Below are 19770 nucleotides of genomic sequence, written 5' to 3' on the forward strand. Positions count from 1 at the left end.
GCCCAATGGGTGGAGGAGGCCAAGTGCTACTCGTAGTGCTGTTCGGGTGCAAAGTAGATGTTGTCGAGGAGTTCAGTGAGCTTGAGTTTTTTACTCTTGTTGATTTTGACGAGCATCAATTTCAGCATGCTGATGGATTTGTTGGCGGTGTTGGATTGCACCTCTTTGCGCAGGACCAGTTGTTTCCAATAATCATGCAGCGCGGCAGCGTGCTTCCAGGAGAGTTGATTTAACGGTACGTTGTGGCCGATGGCATTGATGAAGATGCGGACGCAGGTGTCGCGTTGGATACGCCATTTGCGGAGTTGGTTGGGAGAGTGGTCCTTAAGGCGGGTTTCGTCGATGGATTGATACGTGTCTACGACGTCGAGGAGCGAGAGGCCCGGTGGTTCGATGCTGCCCATGAGCGAAGCAACGACGGACTTGTTGTGAAGCTGTTTGTTGGCGACGAGGTATTCCAGTCGTTGGATGACTTCGTGGAGCCGGTCGTGGGTGTATAGGGTCGTTTTTGGGGAATAATCATAACCATGGCGGCGGGCTGTTGCGACGGCCCTGTCATAGTCCGCTGAGGCGTCGGGGTTGATGCCGTCGGCCAGGGCAGACCAGCGCTGATGAAGGGCGTGGTCGAGGTAGGCTATGATGGTTCGGGCTTGTATGCCGTAGGGGTCGTCACAGACACGGATGTGTGTGCTCTGAATGACGATGTTACGCGTTTCCCAAAACTTGAAGCGTGTTGGTACTTTCCGGCGGAGGTGCCAGATGCCATTGCGGTTATATGGTTCCGGGCTGCGGCTGTGGCGGCGGGGGCTCAAGGGGCTCTCTTGCATGGGTACAAGAGTTAGCTAAGGGGCGAGCTTTGTCGACCAGTATCGCATTAAGTGTGGGGTAAAGTGTAGCAGAGAGGGCCTAAGCCGCAAAAAAAGATCAGGCAGCTTGTCCCGCCAGCATTGTCTGAAGCAGCATCTGACGCTTGGGCGCCTCTATCCGAAGCAGAGTGCACAGCTTGGAATTGGATTGACGTTGCCACGACATGACTGCTGCTGGCCCATGCGCTAGGTCGCGGAAGACCGGCATTTGATCTCTGCCGACTTGATCCTAGAACGAGCGCGCTTGTCGGTTTGTCCCAGTGAAGGAACCCGCTTTCGCGGGAGAGCGCTGCGCGCAAGGGCAGCGGCGCCAGCTGCTTAGGATGCGCTAACCAACGGATCGACGTGCGGTAACGGGGCGGGCGCTCCGTCTTGAGGATCGAGGGGTCAAGCACTCCAACCTCAAGACAGGAGACCCCGATGAGCGAGAAGCCCATCAGCCCGTTGCGCGCCCGCATGATCGAAGACATGTGCGTGCGCGGTTTCTCTCCCGCCACCCAACGCGGCTACATCCGCGGCGTCAAGATGCTGGCGGCCTTTCTGGGTCACTCCCCTGACACCGCGACCGCGGACGACCTGCGCGCCTTCCAACGGCACCTGGCAGCCACGGGAGTGACCCCGGGCGTGCAGAACATGACGGTATCAGGGCTGCGGTTCTTCTTCCGATTCACCGTCGACAAGCCGGAGACGACGCAGCACCTCGTCTACACCCACGAGCCGCGCAAGCTTCCCCGCGTGCTCTCGCCGGAGGAGATCGGCTGGCTGCTGACGGCGGCAACGGAGCCGAAGGACAAGGCGATGCTGAGCGTCGCCTACGGCGCCGGATTGCGCGCCATGGAAGTCGTTGCACTAAAGGTCTCCGACATCGACAGCAAGCGCATGCTGCTCCGGGTCGGCAACGGCAAGGGCGGCAAGGACCGCTACGTCATGCTCTCGCCGACACTGCTCGAGGCGTTGCGCGACCGGTATCGCATCGCCCGGCCGCGCGTCTTCCTGTTCCCCGGCCGCGATAAGATCGGACCGATGACGACGCGGCAGTTTCACCGCATCTGCAAGGGGCTGCCCAGCGTGCGGGCCTGCCGAAGTGGGTCGGGCCGCACACGCTGAGGCACTCGTTCGCGACGCACCTGCTCGAGAACGACCTCGACGTGCGCGTCATCCAGGTGCTGCTCGGCCACGCCCAGTTGGATACGACCGCCCGCTATACGCAGGTGGCGACCAGCGTCATCCGCCGCGTGATGAGCCCCATCGACCGGCTCATCCTGCTCGACGCGCCGCCCAATGACGCTCCGCCGCCGGATGAGGCGCCGCCGGCATAGCGGCAGGCGGCATTGTCTCGTCCAGCTCTGGAGGTCGCGGACATTCTCCGCGATCACGGCGCCGCCTGGCGTGACGCCAACGCCGGCCATGTGAGCCTCGGCCAGATGAAGGTGATGTCGGCCATCGAGCGCTGCCGCACGGCGGCACTCGGCGGACACGTCGCGCGCTGCGAGAACAGCGCCTGCGGGCACACGGTGATTGCCTACAACAGCTGCCGCAACCGCCACTGTCCCAAGTGTCAGGGAGCGGCGGCGCGGGAGTGGATGGAGGCGCGCGCAGCCGAGCTGCTGCCCGTGCCGTATTTCCATGTCGTGTTCACGCTGCCGGCGGCCATCGCCGACATCGGCTACCAGAACAAGGCGGTGATCTATGACCTCCTGTTCAAGGTGTCGGCCGAGACGATGACGACCATCGCCGCGGATCCCCGGCATCTGGGCGCGAAGATCGCGATTACGTCGGTGCTGCACACCTGGGGCTCCGCGATGACGCATCATCCGCACGTGCACATGATCGTGCCGGGCGGATCGCCAAGCGGCCGAACTTCCTGCTGCCGGTCATGGTGCTGTCGAAGCTGTTTCGGCGGCTCATGCTCGAACGGCTGACGGCGGCGCATGACAAGGGTTTGCTGAACTTTCACGGTGCGCACGCACCTCTTGCCGATGCGAAGGCGTTTGCGGCGTTCCTGGCGCCGCTGAAGAAGACGCGGTGGTTCGTCTACGCCAAGCGTCCCTTCGCCGGGCCCAAGGCCGTGCTCGCGTACCTGTCGCGCTACACCCATCGCGTCGCCATATCGAACCGTCGGCTGATCGTCGCCGACGGCGGGACCGTCACCTTCAAGGTGAAGGACTACCGGATCGAGGGCGCCGGCCGCTACACGACGATGACACTCGATACGCATGAGTTCATCCGCCGCTTCCTCCTGCATGTGCTGCCCAAGGGCTTTCACCGCATCCGCCGCTACGGGCTGCTGGCAAGCGGTGTGAAGGCTGCGAACCTTGCCAGGATGCGCGCACTGCTCGACGTGGCGCCGCCGGATCCGCCGGAGCCCGAAGCCGTCAACGGTGCCGACGTTCTGCCGATACCGTGCCCGTGCTGCGGAGGCCGCATGCTCATCATCGAGCGGTTCGAGGCTGGCTGCCAGCCGCGCCATCGTTCGACGCCGGTCATCATCAGGATCGACACATCATGAGCGTCAGCCAGCACCCCGACCGCAGTACCGACGATTTCGGGAACTGGTTACGTGCCGGCGGCGACGGCGCTCGGCGACCATCAACCGCGAAGCGCGGAAATCGCCGTTCGCTCCAACGCATTCTTCGCAGTCCGAGCACGCAAACGGCATTTGCCGCGCTCAGGATCGGTCATCATCCGAGGCAATGCACCACCCCACAGGCGTGCCCCAAGCACCACCGCCGGGCATCAATCGCCATAGCCCCTGAGGCAGCGGCGCGCCCACACCCCCGCGGGTTCCTTCACTGGAGGTTTTCCGACAACGGCCCGAGTGCCCCTGGCCGCGTTTGAGCAGGGCCGTCATCCGAAACCCTTCACAGAAGGGGAAGTCAGCCGACCTCTGGTTGGCCACCGTGAAAGGTCGTCGACCAGGTCCGCTGGCATAGGGAAAGCAGTCGTCAGATGTCGATGTTCTCGGCAACCTCGATCGCATCGTCCATTTCTGTGCCGAGGCAGTTGGGCAGTATAGTTGCGAACACCTAGGTCCAGCATCGACATCGGCGCCGGCTTCGCACCAACGAACGTCCAGAGAGTTCATGAGGCACTCATTTCCACCTGAAATGCGGCAGCCGGCTTGGCTGCTTCCGCTGCGGGCACAGGTGCCACCGAGAGGTCGAGCGCTAGGGCCAGTGCCGCGACGAGCCACTTGATGAGCTCGCTGCGCACCGCCGAAATCAGCTCGCTGATGAGCAAGCGAACGACAAACCGGGCCATCACAACCGGCAGCGGCATCGATCCGGCGCCAACCAGGATGACGCCAGCCGCCACCAGCACGACCAGATCCGGACGCGCTAAATGCTAGTTTTTCTTAGCGTCGGGCGGCAGGTTACTTTGCCGGTGAACAACGCCATTGCGATCAACAAGTGCATAGGTGACGGCTGTGCCTCCTGACGGCCACATCTTGCATTCCAGCCCGGCGCCGTTTGCGGTGACAGTGGTGATCACGGAGCGCAAGCCAAGGCGCTTCTGAGCAGCAGCAACGCGTCGGAGTGCGTCGTCCAGTTGCAGCATCGCATCCTCTTGCGTTGCCTCGTTCGCGGCGGCGTGTGCATTTGCTTCGCGCAAGAAGTCGTAGCCGTCACCGTCGTCGTCGAGCACGGGAGTAATCTCGATGTCGCTGTAGCCCAACCGCTCGACATGGCCACGAACGTATTTGATAATTGCGCCCTCATCCCTATCGTAGACGTTCGAAAACCGGAATAGCTCGCTGCCGACGATCACAAGAATGCTGGCAGCCTCGATTGAGACCGTGCCGATGGCCTGCTTAGCCGCCTGGATCTGATACTCGCTCATAAATTATCCTTGTAAGGACTGTTACGCTTCAGTGTGGGCCACATGGGAACCGATCGGACGGTGTTCAAGAACCGCGCCGGCGACCGGGAAGAGTTGATGATTTTGTCGAAGCTCAGTGATTTGTGAGCACTCCAAGTTGCTCGATGAAGTATTGACCTAGGCTCCCGCGGTGGGTGGAATCTGTTCTAGTGGTCTGCACGCCCTGCCGCTCGGCTTGTTGACCTCGATGGCCTACACTCTCAATGATTCGACGTTGGAGGCTTTGGCCATGAGCAATGCCGTTGTACAAATTCGACGCGCTTATCAGAAAATTGCAGGCCTTCGCGAGACGGCTGGGGTGACGGTCACCCTTGCGATGTGTGAACGTGGCATCGTGGTAAGGGCGCGCAATTCTCCCGGTACATCACACTCAGAGTCACTCGTCCTCTGGGACTGGCTTGCTGATCCATCGAGCGATTCTCTACTCACCTACGTCGATAAGGTAGCCTCCGGTGTCATCGAGACAGCCGCCTAGCTAAGCGGTCCTCCCGATCCACACTTCTTGGACTTCGCCGGCTTCTGGCGGAACGACCCTTATCGCGTGCACATAGGCGAGCATCCGGTGGTTCCCATCCATTATCTCGTATCCCTGAGGTGTTTCCAAAAGGACTGGAGGCGATGGGAAGGTGCCTTGTTCCCTCAGGTATTCTAAAGCCCGCTCGGTAGTCTTCCAACCGTCGGGAATTTCTATCGCATAGTTGTTGGGAACGCCGAGATAGTAGCCACTCTCCATCGCTCCCAAGGTGGCGTTGCCGTTGGATGATAGTCCGCCGGAGACCGTGTCTCTGAGGTTGATCTGCTGCTTGGCCCACCTCACTTGGCGCCAGAACTCCAGCGGATAGTCGAGTAGGAAGTTTAGCCATCCTTCGGAGTTTTGAGGCGGACCAAGCTTTTTTACGAATGGCGCAAGCCAAGCGGTTGCCAGTTCCTCAGGAACGGTCGGGAAGGCTTCGGCAATGAGGAGACGTGTCCTCTCGTCCATGGGTATATTGGCCCCTCTGTCGTTCAACATGTTGGCGTAGAGAAAATGCCTAAGTTAAGCCGAGACGACGGCAACTTTAGACGCCTGCAAACCGTGCTGATAATTATCCGAATGGCTGTCCTTGCCGTGCCGTGATTGACGATCCTCCGCAAAATTGATTGAGCATTGCAAATTCTCACCTGTTTGGGAAAGTCTTGCTGCGCATCGCGTAGTTGGCAGCATAGCGACAGAGGCCCTTAGTTATACGAACCTCATCGAGACAGCCATTAGGTACGCGTTGTCCGTCGTATTGCTCGCAATGATCATTCCGCTTTGCGGGTAGTTTGTTGAGGATGCGCCGGTGGCGCTCACCGCGCCATCAACGAACACTCGCAGTGTCGCCCCGTTCGTGTAACGGCGAAGGCGTACCAAGTTGCGGTGCTTGGCGCCCATGCGAACGTCAAGTCGGAGCCTGTCTGCTGTCGCGCGATTGCCAATCTGTGTTGCTCGAACCAGCGGTACACGGTGAAGCTCCCGTTGGTGTGGCCGTTGAACATATTGAAGCTATTGGGTGGCGCAGCGTTGAACCGAATGCGTCATTCGAGGGTGAAGTCTTGCGGCCGCGCGTCATTCGCAAGCGCGACGTCGCAAACGATGAACATAGGTTGCCGCATCACGCCACCCATTGAGCTCATCACTCGTGGCACCCGAGAGCGCGGGGCAAGGCAGTGTTTCGCGAATCAGCAGTAAGATAAGACCTTGCCGCCCAGCCGGAGGACGGTCACGGGACGGAGAGATGAGCAAGTATCACATCGCGCTGACGGACGATGAGCGTGCTGCCCTGAGGCGGATCGATCTTCGCCTGGTTCACGCAAACAATGATGAGAGGCAAGCTGCCTTCGATGGCAATGACGAGCCGATCCTCGCGCTGGTCAAATCCTTGAGCGATCGCGATGCCGTTCCGGAGGTGCGCCTCCGCTATTGGAACAATCCAGAGTACCACAACGGACGCATCAAGGCGTCGCACAAAGGGTTGTTCGAGCGGAACAGCTGTCGTGGATCGGACATCTATACGCATCCAAGCTTCATCAAGTACCTGCGCTATTTCCTGTTCGGCGCGGAGCTTTCCGGCCCCGTGATTGCGGCCTTCGAGGAGAAGGTCGGCGACCCCCAATGGGTGTCGTCGAGTGATGTTGTGCCGATTGGCAAGGCTGCGCGCCAACTCGCGCGTCAGCACAGCCTTGATCACGATGCGCCGGAGGAGTTTTTCAAGCTCTGCCTCGACATGGGCCTAGGGCTGAGCAGGGCTCAAAGCGTCCGGCGCTCGGTCTCCCATATCCGCTGAGAGCGAAGCCCAATCATGAAAGAGACGTTCGAGGAAAAGCTTGCGCGCGTGGCGGGATCCATTCGGCGTATCGTAATCGACGATCCGCACCGGCGCTACCGGGATGGGATTCTTTATTGGCTGAACAAGGCGGACGCGCTGCATGACGCCGCTATGGTTCTGGGAGGAGATCCTTTCGGCCATCATTTCGAGGCGTTCGCTCTGCTGGCCGGCTTCTCGCTAGAAGCATTGATCAAAGGCACGCTGACCGGCCTCGGTGAGAAGGTTCCCTTCACCCACGACCTGGTGACCTTGTTTGAAAGGGCAGGTCTCGAGCTATCGGACGACGATCGCGTCGTATTGAAGGCCCTAACCGTCTATACGACGTGGCATTCTCGATATCCGGCCGCAAAGGACGCAAAGGGAATGATCGAGGGCATGGAGGTGTTGAGGTCTCAATATCCTTCATCCGGGAACCTCCAGACGATCGCCGAGACGGCAAACGCATCCCCCGCCAGTCTGAACACTGCAAGCTACGAACGGCTCTACGGATTTTGCCGCCAACGGTTCTTTGATGTGCAGTCGTCGGTACATGAAAGCGTGCATTACTCGTATGAGTCCTGATTGAGCAGCCGCGTCCTCCGCTCAGCTAGCGCCTGGGCCGCCTCCGCGGGCTAAAGTTCGCGTCGTAGGCAGCCGTGGACGGGCTTCCTGCTTCGATGTGTTGTACGCTCTCGAAGCCCTGCAGAAGAGGTAGGCGCAATGCGCAATCGAGAATGACATTGTCTAAGCATGAGATAAAAACGTCCGCCATCACGCGAGCCGGTTTTGAGTATCAGGATCTCATCGGCATTCAGCTACTCATCGCGTTCTACCGCGACCCCAAGCTATATGTTTGGATCAAGCTCGAGGCTGACGACGTAGAGGTTCGTGCGCTAGACGATATCCTCGCATCTCGTCCTGACGGCACCCTTGACGTCACGCAGGTCAAGTTCACGGTCGATCCTGAGCGATACTTCCTCGATTGGGATTGGCTGCTCGAAAAGAAGCCCAAGGGCACATCGATGCTCGCAAAATGGGCCAACTCGGTTCTGACTCTGGCTCGCGACGGGAAAATCCATTCCGCCAAGCTTCGCACAAACCGAATGCCCTCGCCCGAGTTCGCTAAAGCTCTTCAGGGATACGCGGTCCACTACGATCTGCTAGCAGACGACATCAAACTTAAGCTGAATGGCGATATTGGCAGCGAGGCGGATGCCCGCCAATTCCTGTCAATCTGGCAGTTCCATCACTCAGAGCCCATGCTGAGTGATCTGGAGTATCAGCTTATGAGCAGCCTAGTGCCCTCAGACGCCGATCCATCGAAATGGCTGCTCCTACGCGACAGGGCGAGGCGATGGGCGATCAACAAAAACCAGCCTGCGCCAGATGGCCGGATTCAGCATGGGCACCTCACTCAGATCATCACCAAAAGCAAGCTGCAGCCGATGCCGCAGCAGTTTCGCGTGCCCGATGGGTATCGCGTTCCACGGCAGGATTTTCATGCCGGGCTGATGAAGGACATCTCCGAGCAAGCCAAAAACTTGCTCGTGCTGTGGGGCTCGCCCGGGCGTGGCAAGAGTACGTACCTGAGTTACCTAATCGAGCAGCTTCGCGCTGCGGATGTGTCAGTGATACGACATCACTACTTCTTGTCCCTCGAAGACCCGACCATGGACCGCGTCTCCTTTGCCGACATCGCGTCGTCGCTGATGAACCAGATCGCGATTCACTACCCTGATGGCGTCGCCCACGGCGGCGGCAACGAGCCCGACGACGAGATCAACCGTCTTCGCTTCTGGATCGAGAAGTGTGCCACCTACTACTAGGAAGAGAAGAACAAGCCCTTTGTCATCGTTATCGATGGACTCGATCACGTATTCCGGGAAAAAGGCGACACTTCTCAACTCAGCCAGCTTTTCAACCATCTACTGCCGGTGCCGGAAAATGTGATTCTGCTCGTTGGCACACAGCGCGTCCCCGACGCGCAGCTGCCTAACAAACTCTTGTCGTACGCCAAGGCGGATGACTGGCGAGAGATACCGTCGATGGACGAGGGAGCAATCCTCGCCTGGCTGACCAAACAGAAAGAGCTAGGTCGGCTTAGGGTGCCTGCTCCCCCACATGGAGAAACTGAAGCAACGCAGCTCGGCGACATCGCCCACGCGTTTTTCGATATCAGCCACGGCAACCCGCTCCATCTCATCTACTCCTTCGAGATGCTGGTTTTGACGGGCGACGAGATCCGGGCGGAGGATGTCGAACTCCTCCCACAATGTCCTGATGGAGACATCCGCGAATATTATAGGACACTTTGGGCAAAGCTTTCCCCCGGTGCGAAAGAAGTCCTGCATTTGATTGCGGGCTGCGAGTTTCACTGGCCGGCGGAAGGTCTCCGGTCGTGCGCGGGGCCGACAGACGAGGTCGAGCACATGCTCGAGCATCATCGATCTGGAGTTATGCCGTTTCATGGAAGCATCCTCGCTTACGCACGCGAGCGCAGCGACCATGGCAATACAGTGCGAGCGTTACTGCCTCGGGTTGAGAAGTGGCTGTCGGAAGAGGCGCCTCCGTTGCCGAGATGGGGATGGCTGTGGCTCACCCAGTCGAGAGGTGGTGATAGCGAGAACCTAGTGAGCCAACCTACTCGGCGGTGGGCAATCGAATCCATCATCGCAGGATGGCCGATCGATCAGATGGTGACCGTTCTATCTGAGGCTGAGATAGTCGCATTCGATCGGATGGATCTCGCGCGAGCATCGGAACTGCGTCATCTGAAGACCCGGCTGCTGAACGGCCCAACCTTCCAAATGGGCAAGTTCATGGAGCTGGAGACCGCGACGCTCATTGACGCAAGGAATCGGGATCGTCTTCACCTGATGATCTACGGTCTTGCCAGCCTGCCTGAGCAGGACATTGTTGCTCTCGCGCGAGCGGCATCTCGCATCGCGCCTGAGCTTGTTGCTGAATGCGCCGAGGAGTTACGCAATCGCCTTAACCTGTGGATCGGTTTACGACATCGGCCGCGCAAGGACTTCGAGACGCTCACGCGTTATTTCATCGAGGTGCAAGCAATCGGCGGGCCGGTCGATATTGATACGCTGATCCGTTTTATTCGACAGTTCGAAGAGCGGGAAGAGTTGTTCGATTGGCTCATCGAAAGCTTGTCGCGCGAGCGGCGATACGAGTCCCTGGTGAGCGGCGAGAGGGTTCTTCGCGGTCCAGAGGACACCGAATGGCGGCAGCGCGTGCTCGATGCGATCATCCGCTGTGCGTGGTCTGAGCAGGCCGACGCAGGAAGCATAAATCGCGCAGCGGACTGCGAGACCAGCGCATTCGCAGCGTGCTGGCTGCGCTATCACAAGCTCTCGCCTGTACCACCAGTACCAAGCTTCATTTTCCCGCCCGGCATAGTCAAAGAATACTATGAGTACGGCACAAACCATCAACTAGTATCCCTTTTTCGCGCGCTATTCTTCAACGCCCTCGAGAGAAAGCTTGATGGCTCAAGTCTGGACATCTCTGACTGGCTGAACTCGAACGCTGCGGCCGCTCCATGGCTTTGCAATGCATTTGAAATGCTGAAGAGCGGGGCAGAGACCGTGGCTTCTGGCGCCATGGAGCTGTCGTTTCCTGCAGTCTACCGAATTGCTGAATCAGTGCCGCAGGTTGAGACTGGCCGCCCGACTGAGGCGGTAGCTGTACAGCAGATTGCCTTTAGGCGTGCCTTGCTCGACATTGCTATCGACATTCACTTTTTAAAGTCGCCTGTCGGCAGGCAGCCACTTCTCATTGATCAAGTCCTGGAGGAAGTGCGGCGCTCGAGGCATTGGGTCGAGGAGTTCTGGCTTGCGACGCAAATCGAGCACCAGTACGTGCTCACATCTGCCGATACCGCCGCGGCGTCTCTTCAGCGGGAAAAGGATCAGCTCGCTGGCGAGGTGACAGAATTCTATCCTCGCGCCGACAAATGGGTAGAATTGGCGCAATTCGCTCAACTGTACAATTTGCCCGCGACTGAGATTCTGCGTCGCGCGGCTGACTGCCTGCTCGGGCACGGTTGGCGCAAGGATCTTTGGTTGAGCGACGTGCTTGAGGCTCTTGCTGAAGCACATAGAGAGGGCGCGATTGACTCTGTGCCGGCCCTCCGACGTTTGACACCGATCATCGAGCAAATAACGACCTTCACCGACGGAGATGAGACAGATCATGTGCGATCTGAGTTGATCGACGCCGTCAAGGCGGTGAAACCAGATTGGCTTCCGAGCTTCAACGCTCACTACGCGGAGACCGAACAATATCGATACGCCGACGAGGCATTGGAGGCCCACCTCGAGGTATGTCGCCTTGATGAAGAAGCCGCAGCGGCGCTGGCCGGAACGCTTCTCGAGGCACGAAACTTGACCTCCCTCACCCGGCCCACTGAATCTGGTGACAACCGAGCGGCCCAAGCCGTGCTGGATAGGCAGCTCCGGTTCTTGGGCGGAAAGCCCAGTCCGGTGCACAGAGAGCGAGGCTCGACCGATACGCCAGAAGTAGTGATAGCGAACACCGTTGATGTCACCTCGTTTGGCCCAGCAGAATTTGCGAAGTTGCATCGAGCGATCCAAGTGCATCCTCAAGGCTACGCGATGCGATATTTGGCCAAGGAGTGGCTCGCTCATTGGAAGAACGAAGGAGAGGGAATTGAGGCTCTCGGCTCGCTGCAGACATTCCTGGAGCAGGAAGAGAACCCGTACTACGCCGAAGATGCATTGGACTACGCGTTCCAGGCCAGCCTGGAACTCCAAGGCAAGACCGCCGCTTACTATTGGCTGGTGCAGGCTCACATCCATCGTCACGGATGGATCAACTGGGCGTCCAAAAAAGAAGCTTACGCGAGGCTAGACCTCGCATTGAAGCACTACCCACATAAGTGCGTAGACTTCATACGAGACACGTCCCGTCCATCGCGAAATTGGCAGAAGCGCAAGCACAGCTTCACGCTCGGCCAGGAACGCCTCATCCACTTCCTGCTTCAATGCGGTCAACTCCAGTTGGCGGCCTCCATACTTCGCAGCTATGTCGAGCTGGCGGTCGAAGAACTCTCGGATCAGCCCATACCCGATTGCCCATGGCTGACGTGACCTCCACCGCATCACTGAGAATGCTTATAGGTCGGCTGGCCTGGCCTGTGCGCTTTGTTCGATGGCGCGCTGCCCGAGAGTATGCTTCGATCCTCAGCTGTCCAAAGCTTGGCGCCGACGCGGCAAACATTTTCCTCGAATGGCTGGGAGCTCGGAAACTCGAAAGCGAGATCGTCACTGGCCTGTCAGTTTTGATTTGCGCTGACCCGGTCGCCCGGCCACCTGCCATCGGTGTTATAGAGCGAATAGGCCGACCATCCATATTGAGTGACGCACTGTTGTCGCTCCTTTATGGGCCGGAGCATGCGACGGAACCCTGGCGAACGGGTAACTCCGGAAGCTCTCCGATCCAGTTTGTTGCTGAACCCTATTTCGGGAAGCACAATACTGCCTGCGTCCCCCCCATCCTGAAGGTGCGCCTTGAAAAACTAGAGCAGATAAGCGGAGGCATTCCTCTCGCGCAACAGTGGAGCTACGAGTGGCAACAACTTGTCGATAGGTACGACGCCCCACGCTCATCGTACCCATATTACTTCGTGGACTTCAGTGAGCACCAATCCGGCATCGACGGTCAATTCAGCCAGCGTCAGTGCGACTTCTTACGCTCTGCTTATCTTCGAACGCTTTCTTACGCGGTGGATGTTAGACGGATGCCAATGGACATCGCGCTTGACAGCGCTCTCCTTACCTTGCCGCTCAATCCCGGGCTTGCTCGGATCGACCCGATTTCCAGACCGACCGCGTTAGGCGACCGGCCCGAGAAGCTCTTCCAGATGGAAGGGGCGTCCGAGCAATTGGTCCAAGACCTCATGTCTCAAAATGCTCACACCATCGGGATGCAACCCATCTCGCTGACTGTACCAGTCGATGCAGGAGTAAATTCGCACGCGGAGATTCGAATTCGTGCGCTGCTGGCAAGCGACGACTTTCAACCCGACAGTGCACCAGATGCTGTATTTGAGGGAGACTTGGACTGGAAGTTCCAGGATGGGATGAGCTTCGCCGGTGTCTTGCCCCAGCTTCACGAGGAGGAGCAGGTCATTCGCGGGCAGTCAGGCCATGCCATTCCGCTGGCCGTCAGGCTGTACCCGCGGAGTTACGGCTTCTGGATGCTGGACTACTTCCACGTTGGCATCAGTGCGCCATCTTCATTGCTGCTCGAAAGCGACGTCGCCGTTAGCTGCCTCGCAGATAGGATCGGATTCCTTGCTAACGAGATCGAGGTTGGAAACTGGAAAGTTTGGCATGATCATTGGTCTCCCAGGTATATTCGCCCGGACGGCAATACTCGCTGCGGTACGATTACAGAGGCTAGTTCAGACGCACTGAAGGCACGCATTTCTCGGCGCGGGCGTAGGTTAGCTTGGGTCGTCGAAACACGTGAATGGAAGCAGGAATCCGACCACGGCCCTTATAGGCTGCACAGGCGAATGCACTTCTTCAAAGCATGAAGTTCTGATGCAAGCGACAGAGGGTGAAGACTGGGCGCCAGCCATCTTGGTTTATTGAATAGTAGCTTGCAGCGTTCCGAAGCATGTCTGACAAATCATACTCTGCCCTCGATCGCGAAATCATAACCCTCGCCGCTGTGTGGGACTTGATCGGCTCGCTGGTGCACTATGGCCACTTCATGAAGGGTCATAGGACTGATGGCGCTGTCCTAATGTTTCAGACACGGGAGGCGAGCAAGCTCTTTGTCATTATACTGGCTGACTTCCTATCGCTTCCCCGCGATGGGGTGTTCGGTTTGACTAGGCCGAGGTCAGAAGGCAGCCTCGGCAAGACTTACCTCGGCCACCTCGAAAGCGTTGTTGGCGACCCGCAGTTCAACGGCGATGTTGGGTTGCTCGCATCGTCGGTGAAAGCCTTTGCGGGATGGCTGGATGGCTATACCGTTGTTGAAAAGGTTTGGCTTCCCTCAATTGAACGCGACGGGACGGTGCGCGTGCAGCGCATGGCCTACCTCAAGATTTGTGGGACAATCTCCAAGCACGGGTTCACCCGGCTTGGAGATGTCGTCAGGCAGGTACGGAAAATCCTCGCCGACAACGGAACAGAAATCAACGAAGGGCAGAGCTATCTTGTGATCCCTGAGTTCCAGGAATGGTTCCGGGACAACATCTTCATCGCGTCATCGACTGTCGTCGCTTGGCACCTCAACGAGATCCGATGGGGTATCTACCAATACCTCTTGTCGGAGTTCCGACGTGCCTACACCCCAACCGAAGTCTCCGAGGGCATGCAGATGTACCGATACGACGTGCCAAAGGCAGTCACTGATCCTCTTGTCCGAACGATGTACTGGGATCTCATGAATAACGTCCGCGGCCAGCCCTACTTCCCACGGTTCACGGTCGATCCATACATCAGGGACCTATACTAAATTATCAAACATCAAGAGCTGCCTTAACTGTTGCAATGCGAGCAAACGGTCTAAGCAATCGTGCACTCGGAGGTGTCTGCGCACTCGCCCGGCGCTAAGGCCAGGAGCTAACGGAGACACCGCTTAGCCGTGCGCGGCGCAATACTGCCCCTCGCTGGGTACGTGTACGGGCGTTATCATCATCCCCCACCGACAACGCTTCCCGGGGCCCCTTTCATGCCTCTCTGTATCCTTTGCTCTTCGCCCTTACCTGCGGACACCACGCCCGAACACGTCTGGCTAGCTTCGCTCGGCGGTCGCAAGACGACCCGTCAGGCCCTATGCAGCACGTGCAATGGCAGCATGGGGAGTGGCCCTGACAAGGCGCTTGCCGACAGCGTCGCTTTCATACGCAATCTTCTCAATCTCGGGTCAGGGAGGGGTGATCCGCCCCCGCCATCAAAGGGCTTCGCCACGGCGACGATCGCATTGCTTTGAAGCCCGGTGGCATTCCGGTTATCGACGGCGGCCGTCCGTTTGTAATTACCTGGTTGCCCGATGGGAATCCGAGCGTGGAACTGCGCGTGACCTCTACGGAGCAGCTTCGAAAAATCCTACCGGATCTCGCTCGAGCGCTCCGCATGCCACTCGCCGACGTCAAGGCAACCCTAAGCTCCGGACAGGTTCGCCACGTCTCACAGAGGATCGGCACACAGCGCTACCGAATCTCCCTTGGCGGCCCGGAGGCCATGCGCTCCATGCTCAAGACATGCCTCACCCTCTGGGCCGCCCGCCACGGTACAGACGAACTGCAGAGGCCGGTCTATGATGATGCGCGTCGGTTCGTCCGATACGGCGGCGACGACCTCGCGCGCCCAATCTGTAAGATTGATTTCGGACCGCTTGCTGGTTCCGACGCGCTTATTCCGCGCTTCGGTCAACACTTCAATCTCGCTCTTGTCGCGAGCGATCCAGCTGGCCGGGCTGTCGGCTACTTCAGGCTCTACAACGCCTGTGCATGGCGGTTCGAGCTTTGCGCGCAAGGCGCGCCGCCGGCTTCAATCGTGACCTACGTCTCAAACCCTGGGCAGCCGAGTATTTGGGATACTGCCACGACGGATGCGCTCATTCCCGCCGTAGCCGTTCTCGAAACAATCCCGAGTCATGACTACACAGAAGTGCGCCAAGCCTTTGGCCGCATGCATGCCGACCACCATAGCCGGGCGTCCCTTACGGAGATCAACAAGATTTGCGAACAGGCTAGCACGAAGCTCGGATTTCCTCCCGACCAACTCCTGACACCCGAGCAAATCGATCGCTACCTCGCCGAGGTTTCTCACCGGATGGCCAGTTGGATGGTGGGCGTGCCGTTCGAGGAATCGCTAACGGCAGAGGAGATTGCCCGTCTGCTGGAGGAAGCCGAAGAAGAGTAATCCTGCACCAGCTCAAGGCAGGAACAGGTGATGAGGTGCGGCCCGCGAATGGGCGCTCACGATCGGGAACCTCTGAGCTGCGGATGTTCCTATTGTGCTACGAAGCTCGGAAGTGGATGGGTTGAGGAAGTCCGCTCGTGTTTACGAGCGTCGGTTTGGCTCTTCAGCTCGACAGCGCTGACGTCCACTTCCAGTCCGCAATGGGAAGGTGATGGTTCGTCCGCTCGGCGACGAGGTGCGGACCAGGCTTCGCAGTCCCGTAGGTGACGCAGTAGGCGGCGGTCGCATGTCCGCAAACTCGGCAAAGCGAAGTTGGAACGGGTTTTTGATATCGCCTTTGGCAGGAAGACAGCTCGTTCTCTGAAAGCGGGCACGCGTCTCTGTCCTCTGACATAATCCACGCGGCAGCTCATCTGAGGACGTTTGGGGTGTTCAAATTGTTGCGCAAAATGGCGGCGCCGTAAGCGTTGTCTGCCAGAAGCTCAGTGGCAAAGGCAGACGGCGTGTCTCGGTCGACCAATATCGTTACCGAATGCCGCGCCCTCGTTAAGGCCACATAGAAAAGTCTTCGCTCCTCGGCATGTTCAAAGCGCTCGGGCGCTGGGAGTACAAGTTCGAGCAGCGAGTCATCAACGATCTGAGATGGAAAGCCCATTCGACCGCGTGCAGCTCGCAAGATGACTACGTGATCGGCTTCAAGTCCTTTCGAGCGATGGACCGTCAAGAAGCGCATGTCGAGTTCTGGGAACTCCGATGCCAGGGCTGCCAGATTGTCCGGCTGCACAAACCGATAACGCCCGAGAAGAAGAACGCTCGCTCTTCCAGTCGACCGCTGTTGGATTTCGTCCAACGCCCCCCGCAAGGCTTTGGCTTCGGTGCTTCGTGTATAGTGCACGATCTTGATCGCTGGGGCGTGAGCTTCTGCGGCAGGAACCATTCGTTTTTTAAGCTGCGCTGGATTCTGCAGTACGAACTTGCGCGCTGCGAGCGCGATCCGGTCGGAGTTGCGGAACGTTCTGCCAAGATCCACCACGTGGTGCACGCCGCCCGAGCCTGCGAAGGTCCCGCCGAAAACGTCGCCGAACTTTTGCATCAGGCTGAGATCGGAGCCAGCGAAGCGATAAATTGATTGCCAGTCATCACCAACGGCAAAGATGCGGGCGTCTGAATGTTGCGCCTTCAGAGCTAGAAGTAATCCGCCTCTGCCGTCCGATATGTCTTGGAATTCGTCGACCAGCAGGTGTTTGTATGGGCTGGTATACCGTCCAGATCTAACATGGTCAGTGGCGCGACTGATCATGTCCTCGAAGTCAATCCTGTCTCCAAGACGCTTTTGATACGCTTCGAAAACAAGCTCGAAGATCTCGAGGAACGCTTGCTCCCGCTGGGCATCGGAGAGTGGTCCGACTTGCTGACGGCATTCCTCCACCGACAATTTGCAGCTCTTGAAGTGCCGCAGGAAGATGCCGAGCGTTTGTGTGAAGGCGTCCAACTGTCCCAGCTGGGACAGCCTCTCAAATGTCTTCTCCGGCGGAATTGGAGCAGTCTTCGTGTAAGGTTCAAGCTTCTTCTCAAGTCCGGGAAGCAACCGCCCTTCGACGTTCTCGTAACTATACGTTTCGATCAGTATGGTGCCGTGTGTCTCGTGCACTTGGCGTTTCCACGCCATACCTTCGAGATAGATGTCACGGTCAATATGGGGTGCCGTCGTCAGGCGCACGTCGCCGCCGGGACCACGCTCCTTGCGAACCCCAAAATGTTCGATATAGACGCCGCTTTCGGTCAGCCGAAAATCAGGCGTGTAAGCGCGCCGGTCGTTGTTGGAAAGCTCGTGCTCGTAGTCCGGCTCGTATTCGTATTCGATCCCGTTGAGATATAGCCAATTCGCAATCAGCAGTTCCTCGTAGCTGCGAACTCGCTCACCTTGAAGGGTCCGCAGCTCGTTGTCGTCAACGTAGCGGGCGTACTCATCTTCTGAGTTAAAATCCCATTCTGTCTTCCACGGCCGATAGAACTCTCCGAACCAGCGCAGCAGAAGCGCGCAAGCCTTGGGTTGAGTCGCAACTTCGTTCATCACGACATCACGCAACAGAGCAAAAAACTGCACGTCATCGCTTGCATGCGCTGCAAGGGCTGGCGCCTGACGTTCTAGCTGCCGAATGATCTCATAACCAAGCGAATGGAATGTCATTGCATCGACAGGGGCTCCGCATCGCTGCCTGATCCTTCCGGCCATCTCCTCAGCAGCGTCGCTGCCGAACGCAAGCAGGAGGATCTCATTGGGAGGTCGAATGCCGCGCTTGATTAGATACGCGGCCTTGGCGACGATGACGCTCGTTTTGCCGGACCCGGCGCCCGCAAGAACAAGTGTGGCGTCCTCATCCGTGACGACTGCCAAGCGTTGTTCATCTGTCAGCGGATGAGCCTCGATTGCATCGAAGAACTCCCTCATTTCGATCAGTTCTGTTTCGAGAAAGGTTTTGATCGCTGTCTCGCGAAGCTTCGCGGGCTCGTCGCGGACTTCTGCCGCGGCGGCAAATATGCGCATCTGATCGTCGGACAACAGATCGCTTGGCGCCGACTTAGGCAATAATTCAAAAACATCCTGAGCCCGCCTTATGAACGGGTTCAACAAGCAAGCGGCTGGGTAGCGTCTTGGCTGCTTCAACCGCTCGTTTATCAGCGCCAACGCGCGGAGTTCGGTCTCCGCCTGTTCGAACAGTGTAGTTATGTAACGGTTGCGGGTTTCATTCGCCGCCTGCACGAAGGACGGAACGTCTGCTGCCTTGAAACCGGACGCACGCCATTCCGTACCATCCGCGAGCAGCAAGACAATTGTCCCGCGACCCGCATCTCGGGCACAACCTTCCATTTCGGCAAAGGAGATTTGAGGGCGCCTACCTCCGGAGAGTTCGATACCGGAAGCGTTGAGGCGGATACTCCGAAGCGGGCTCCTCAACAGGCTGTGCAATAGCCATGAATAGGTGCTTCTGCGTAACTCAAGGGAGCCCTCTGCTGGCATTTGGTTCTCGTCGCGGTTGTTCGTCGTCGAATGCTTTGAGACAGTTTTAGGCTTGATGGACTGGAGGGCTTCCAAATCGTTCTGAGTTCAGATTTATGCTGCTCTTTTGAAGTGGGTCAATCGACACGGGCGCTGTTGCAACCTGATGCGGATAATGCCAGCTGCAACGTATCGGTGACGTTGCCTTCGCCTTCGCGTCGGCACAGCTCCGCGATCGAGACCTCGCCGCGCAGGCAATCGAGCACAATGCGGATTTTCTCTTCGGCGGATACTGCTTGCGCGTGGCCCGCCGGATATCGCGCACGAGCCGTTCCGACGGGCTATGCCTCCGAGCCCATGTAACCGACCATTGAGAGTGATCGTATGGCCATTCGTATCGAACGTGGTCTTTCCTCGCTCTTTATTCAGTCGCTGCAATGATCCCAAAATCCTCCAGTCGTCAAAACGCCAATTCTGTCTCACAGGTGTTGATGCCGGACAAAAGGCATACCTCGCCACGTTCCTCTTACCCTTCCCGTACTTATCTGCTGCATACAAGTCGGCTGCCTACGGCGTGAGCAATCCTTTGCTGCAACGTTGCTGAAATCGCGCATCGCAAAATCTGCCACTGGGGGGCTTCACGCCCCCCGATCCCCCGTGGGATATTTGAAGCAGGTGAGCGGATGCCAAGTATACAGCACCAAGCGTAGGCAGAGCTGTTGGCGACCTGCATTTGCGCTGCGATGCTTGCCCGGCGGTGCCGGCAGAGAGGCCGATGA

At 58.3% G+C, this 19770-nt stretch carries 13 protein-coding genes and 2 pseudogenes; 10 read left to right on the forward strand and 5 right to left on the reverse strand.

The annotated features are described in order from the left end of the window. Positions 1–26: 26 nt before the first annotated feature. Positions 27–812 (reverse strand): hypothetical protein, encoded by a 786-nt coding sequence (locus QEZ49_RS07780; protein WP_280385719.1) that lies wholly within the window; start codon positions 810–812, stop codon positions 27–29. 474 nt (positions 813–1286) lie between these two features. On the opposite strand from QEZ49_RS07780, the pseudogene QEZ49_RS07785 reads away from it, so the two are divergent. Both QEZ49_RS07785 and QEZ49_RS07790 read left to right on the forward strand, forming a co-directional pair. Further along, positions 1287–2185 (forward strand): annotated as a pseudogene (locus QEZ49_RS07785) (site-specific integrase). 12 nt (positions 2186–2197) lie between these two features. Next, positions 2198–3375, forward strand: a pseudogene (locus QEZ49_RS07790) (IS91 family transposase). A gap of 572 nt (positions 3376–3947) precedes the next feature. Here the strand turns inward: QEZ49_RS07790 and QEZ49_RS07795 are convergent. Both QEZ49_RS07795 and QEZ49_RS07800 read right to left on the reverse strand, forming a co-directional pair. Continuing rightward, positions 3948–4187, reverse strand: coding sequence for a hypothetical protein (locus QEZ49_RS07795; protein WP_280385721.1), 240 nt, complete (start codon positions 4185–4187; stop codon positions 3948–3950). Positions 4188–4211: 24 nt separating this feature from the next. Further along, entirely contained in the window at positions 4212–4706 is a 495-nt protein-coding gene (locus tag QEZ49_RS07800; RefSeq protein ID WP_280385723.1) for a hypothetical protein, read from the reverse strand. A 268-nt stretch (positions 4707–4974) separates the two neighbouring features. On the opposite strand from QEZ49_RS07800, the gene QEZ49_RS07805 reads away from it, so the two are divergent. After that, complete coding sequence (locus QEZ49_RS07805; protein ID WP_280385725.1) at positions 4975–5220, forward strand: hypothetical protein; 246 nt, start codon at positions 4975–4977, stop codon at positions 5218–5220. On the opposite strand, the gene QEZ49_RS07810 is transcribed toward QEZ49_RS07805, so the two are convergent. After that, positions 5221–5727: a hypothetical protein gene (locus QEZ49_RS07810; RefSeq protein WP_280385727.1), complete on the reverse strand. Its 507-nt coding sequence runs from the start codon at positions 5725–5727 to the stop codon at positions 5221–5223. A 775-nt stretch (positions 5728–6502) separates the two neighbouring features. Here QEZ49_RS07810 and QEZ49_RS07815 point away from each other — a divergent pair. From QEZ49_RS07815 to QEZ49_RS07845, 7 genes are all read left to right on the forward strand, one after another. Further along, entirely contained in the window at positions 6503–7051 is a 549-nt protein-coding gene (locus tag QEZ49_RS07815) for a hypothetical protein (RefSeq protein WP_280385730.1), read from the forward strand. Between the two features lie 15 nt (positions 7052–7066). Next, entirely contained in the window at positions 7067–7654 is a 588-nt protein-coding gene (locus tag QEZ49_RS07820) for a HEPN domain-containing protein (RefSeq protein ID WP_280385731.1), read from the forward strand. Between the two features lie 152 nt (positions 7655–7806). Next, positions 7807–8898, forward strand: coding sequence for a hypothetical protein (locus QEZ49_RS07825; protein ID WP_280385733.1), 1092 nt, complete (start codon positions 7807–7809; stop codon positions 8896–8898). Positions 8899–9117: 219 nt separating this feature from the next. Continuing rightward, positions 9118–12195: a hypothetical protein gene (locus tag QEZ49_RS07830; RefSeq protein WP_280385734.1), complete on the forward strand. Its 3078-nt coding sequence runs from the start codon at positions 9118–9120 to the stop codon at positions 12193–12195. Beyond that, a complete protein-coding gene (locus QEZ49_RS07835) occupies positions 12183–13646 on the forward strand; it encodes a hypothetical protein (protein WP_280385736.1) in 1464 nt (487 codons plus the stop codon). The genes QEZ49_RS07830 and QEZ49_RS07835 overlap by 13 nt, the downstream gene beginning before the upstream one ends. 83 nt (positions 13647–13729) lie before the next feature. Further along, positions 13730–14578 (forward strand): hypothetical protein, encoded by an 849-nt coding sequence (locus tag QEZ49_RS07840; protein WP_280385738.1) that lies wholly within the window; start codon positions 13730–13732, stop codon positions 14576–14578. A gap of 620 nt (positions 14579–15198) precedes the next feature. Continuing rightward, on the forward strand, positions 15199–15990 hold the full coding sequence (locus QEZ49_RS07845; RefSeq protein ID WP_280385740.1) for a hypothetical protein: 792 nt from the start codon (positions 15199–15201) through the stop codon (positions 15988–15990). A gap of 409 nt (positions 15991–16399) precedes the next feature. On the opposite strand, the gene QEZ49_RS07850 is transcribed toward QEZ49_RS07845, so the two are convergent. Further along, positions 16400–18820, reverse strand: a complete 2421-nt coding sequence (locus tag QEZ49_RS07850) for a UvrD-helicase domain-containing protein (protein WP_280385742.1) — start codon at positions 18818–18820, stop codon at positions 16400–16402. Positions 18821–19770: the final 950 nt, after the last annotated feature.

This window comes from Hyphomicrobium sp. D-2, from assembly GCF_029872155.1.
Classification (GTDB): Bacteria; Pseudomonadota; Alphaproteobacteria; order Rhizobiales; family Hyphomicrobiaceae; genus Hyphomicrobium_A.

Bases quoted from the DNA above. Each gene is read 5' to 3' on its own strand.
- QEZ49_RS07800 (WP_280385723.1), bottom strand. From the start codon at position 4,706: ATGAGCGAGTATCAGATCCAGGCGGCTAAGCAGGCCATCGGCACGGTC.
- QEZ49_RS07805 (WP_280385725.1), top strand. From the start codon at position 4,975: ATGAGCAATGCCGTTGTACAAATTCGACGCGCTTATCAGAAAATTGCA.
- QEZ49_RS07810 (WP_280385727.1), bottom strand. From the start codon at position 5,727: ATGGACGAGAGGACACGTCTCCTCATTGCCGAAGCCTTCCCGACCGTT.
- QEZ49_RS07815 (WP_280385730.1), top strand. From the start codon at position 6,503: ATGAGCAAGTATCACATCGCGCTGACGGACGATGAGCGTGCTGCCCTG.
- QEZ49_RS07820 (WP_280385731.1), top strand. From the start codon at position 7,067: ATGAAAGAGACGTTCGAGGAAAAGCTTGCGCGCGTGGCGGGATCCATT.
- QEZ49_RS07825 (WP_280385733.1), top strand. From the start codon at position 7,807: ATGACATTGTCTAAGCATGAGATAAAAACGTCCGCCATCACGCGAGCC.
- QEZ49_RS07830 (WP_280385734.1), top strand. From the start codon at position 9,118: ATGGACGAGGGAGCAATCCTCGCCTGGCTGACCAAACAGAAAGAGCTA.
- QEZ49_RS07835 (WP_280385736.1), top strand. From the start codon at position 12,183: ATGGCTGACGTGACCTCCACCGCATCACTGAGAATGCTTATAGGTCGG.
- QEZ49_RS07840 (WP_280385738.1), top strand. From the start codon at position 13,730: ATGTCTGACAAATCATACTCTGCCCTCGATCGCGAAATCATAACCCTC.
- QEZ49_RS07845 (WP_280385740.1), top strand. From the start codon at position 15,199: ATGCCACTCGCCGACGTCAAGGCAACCCTAAGCTCCGGACAGGTTCGC.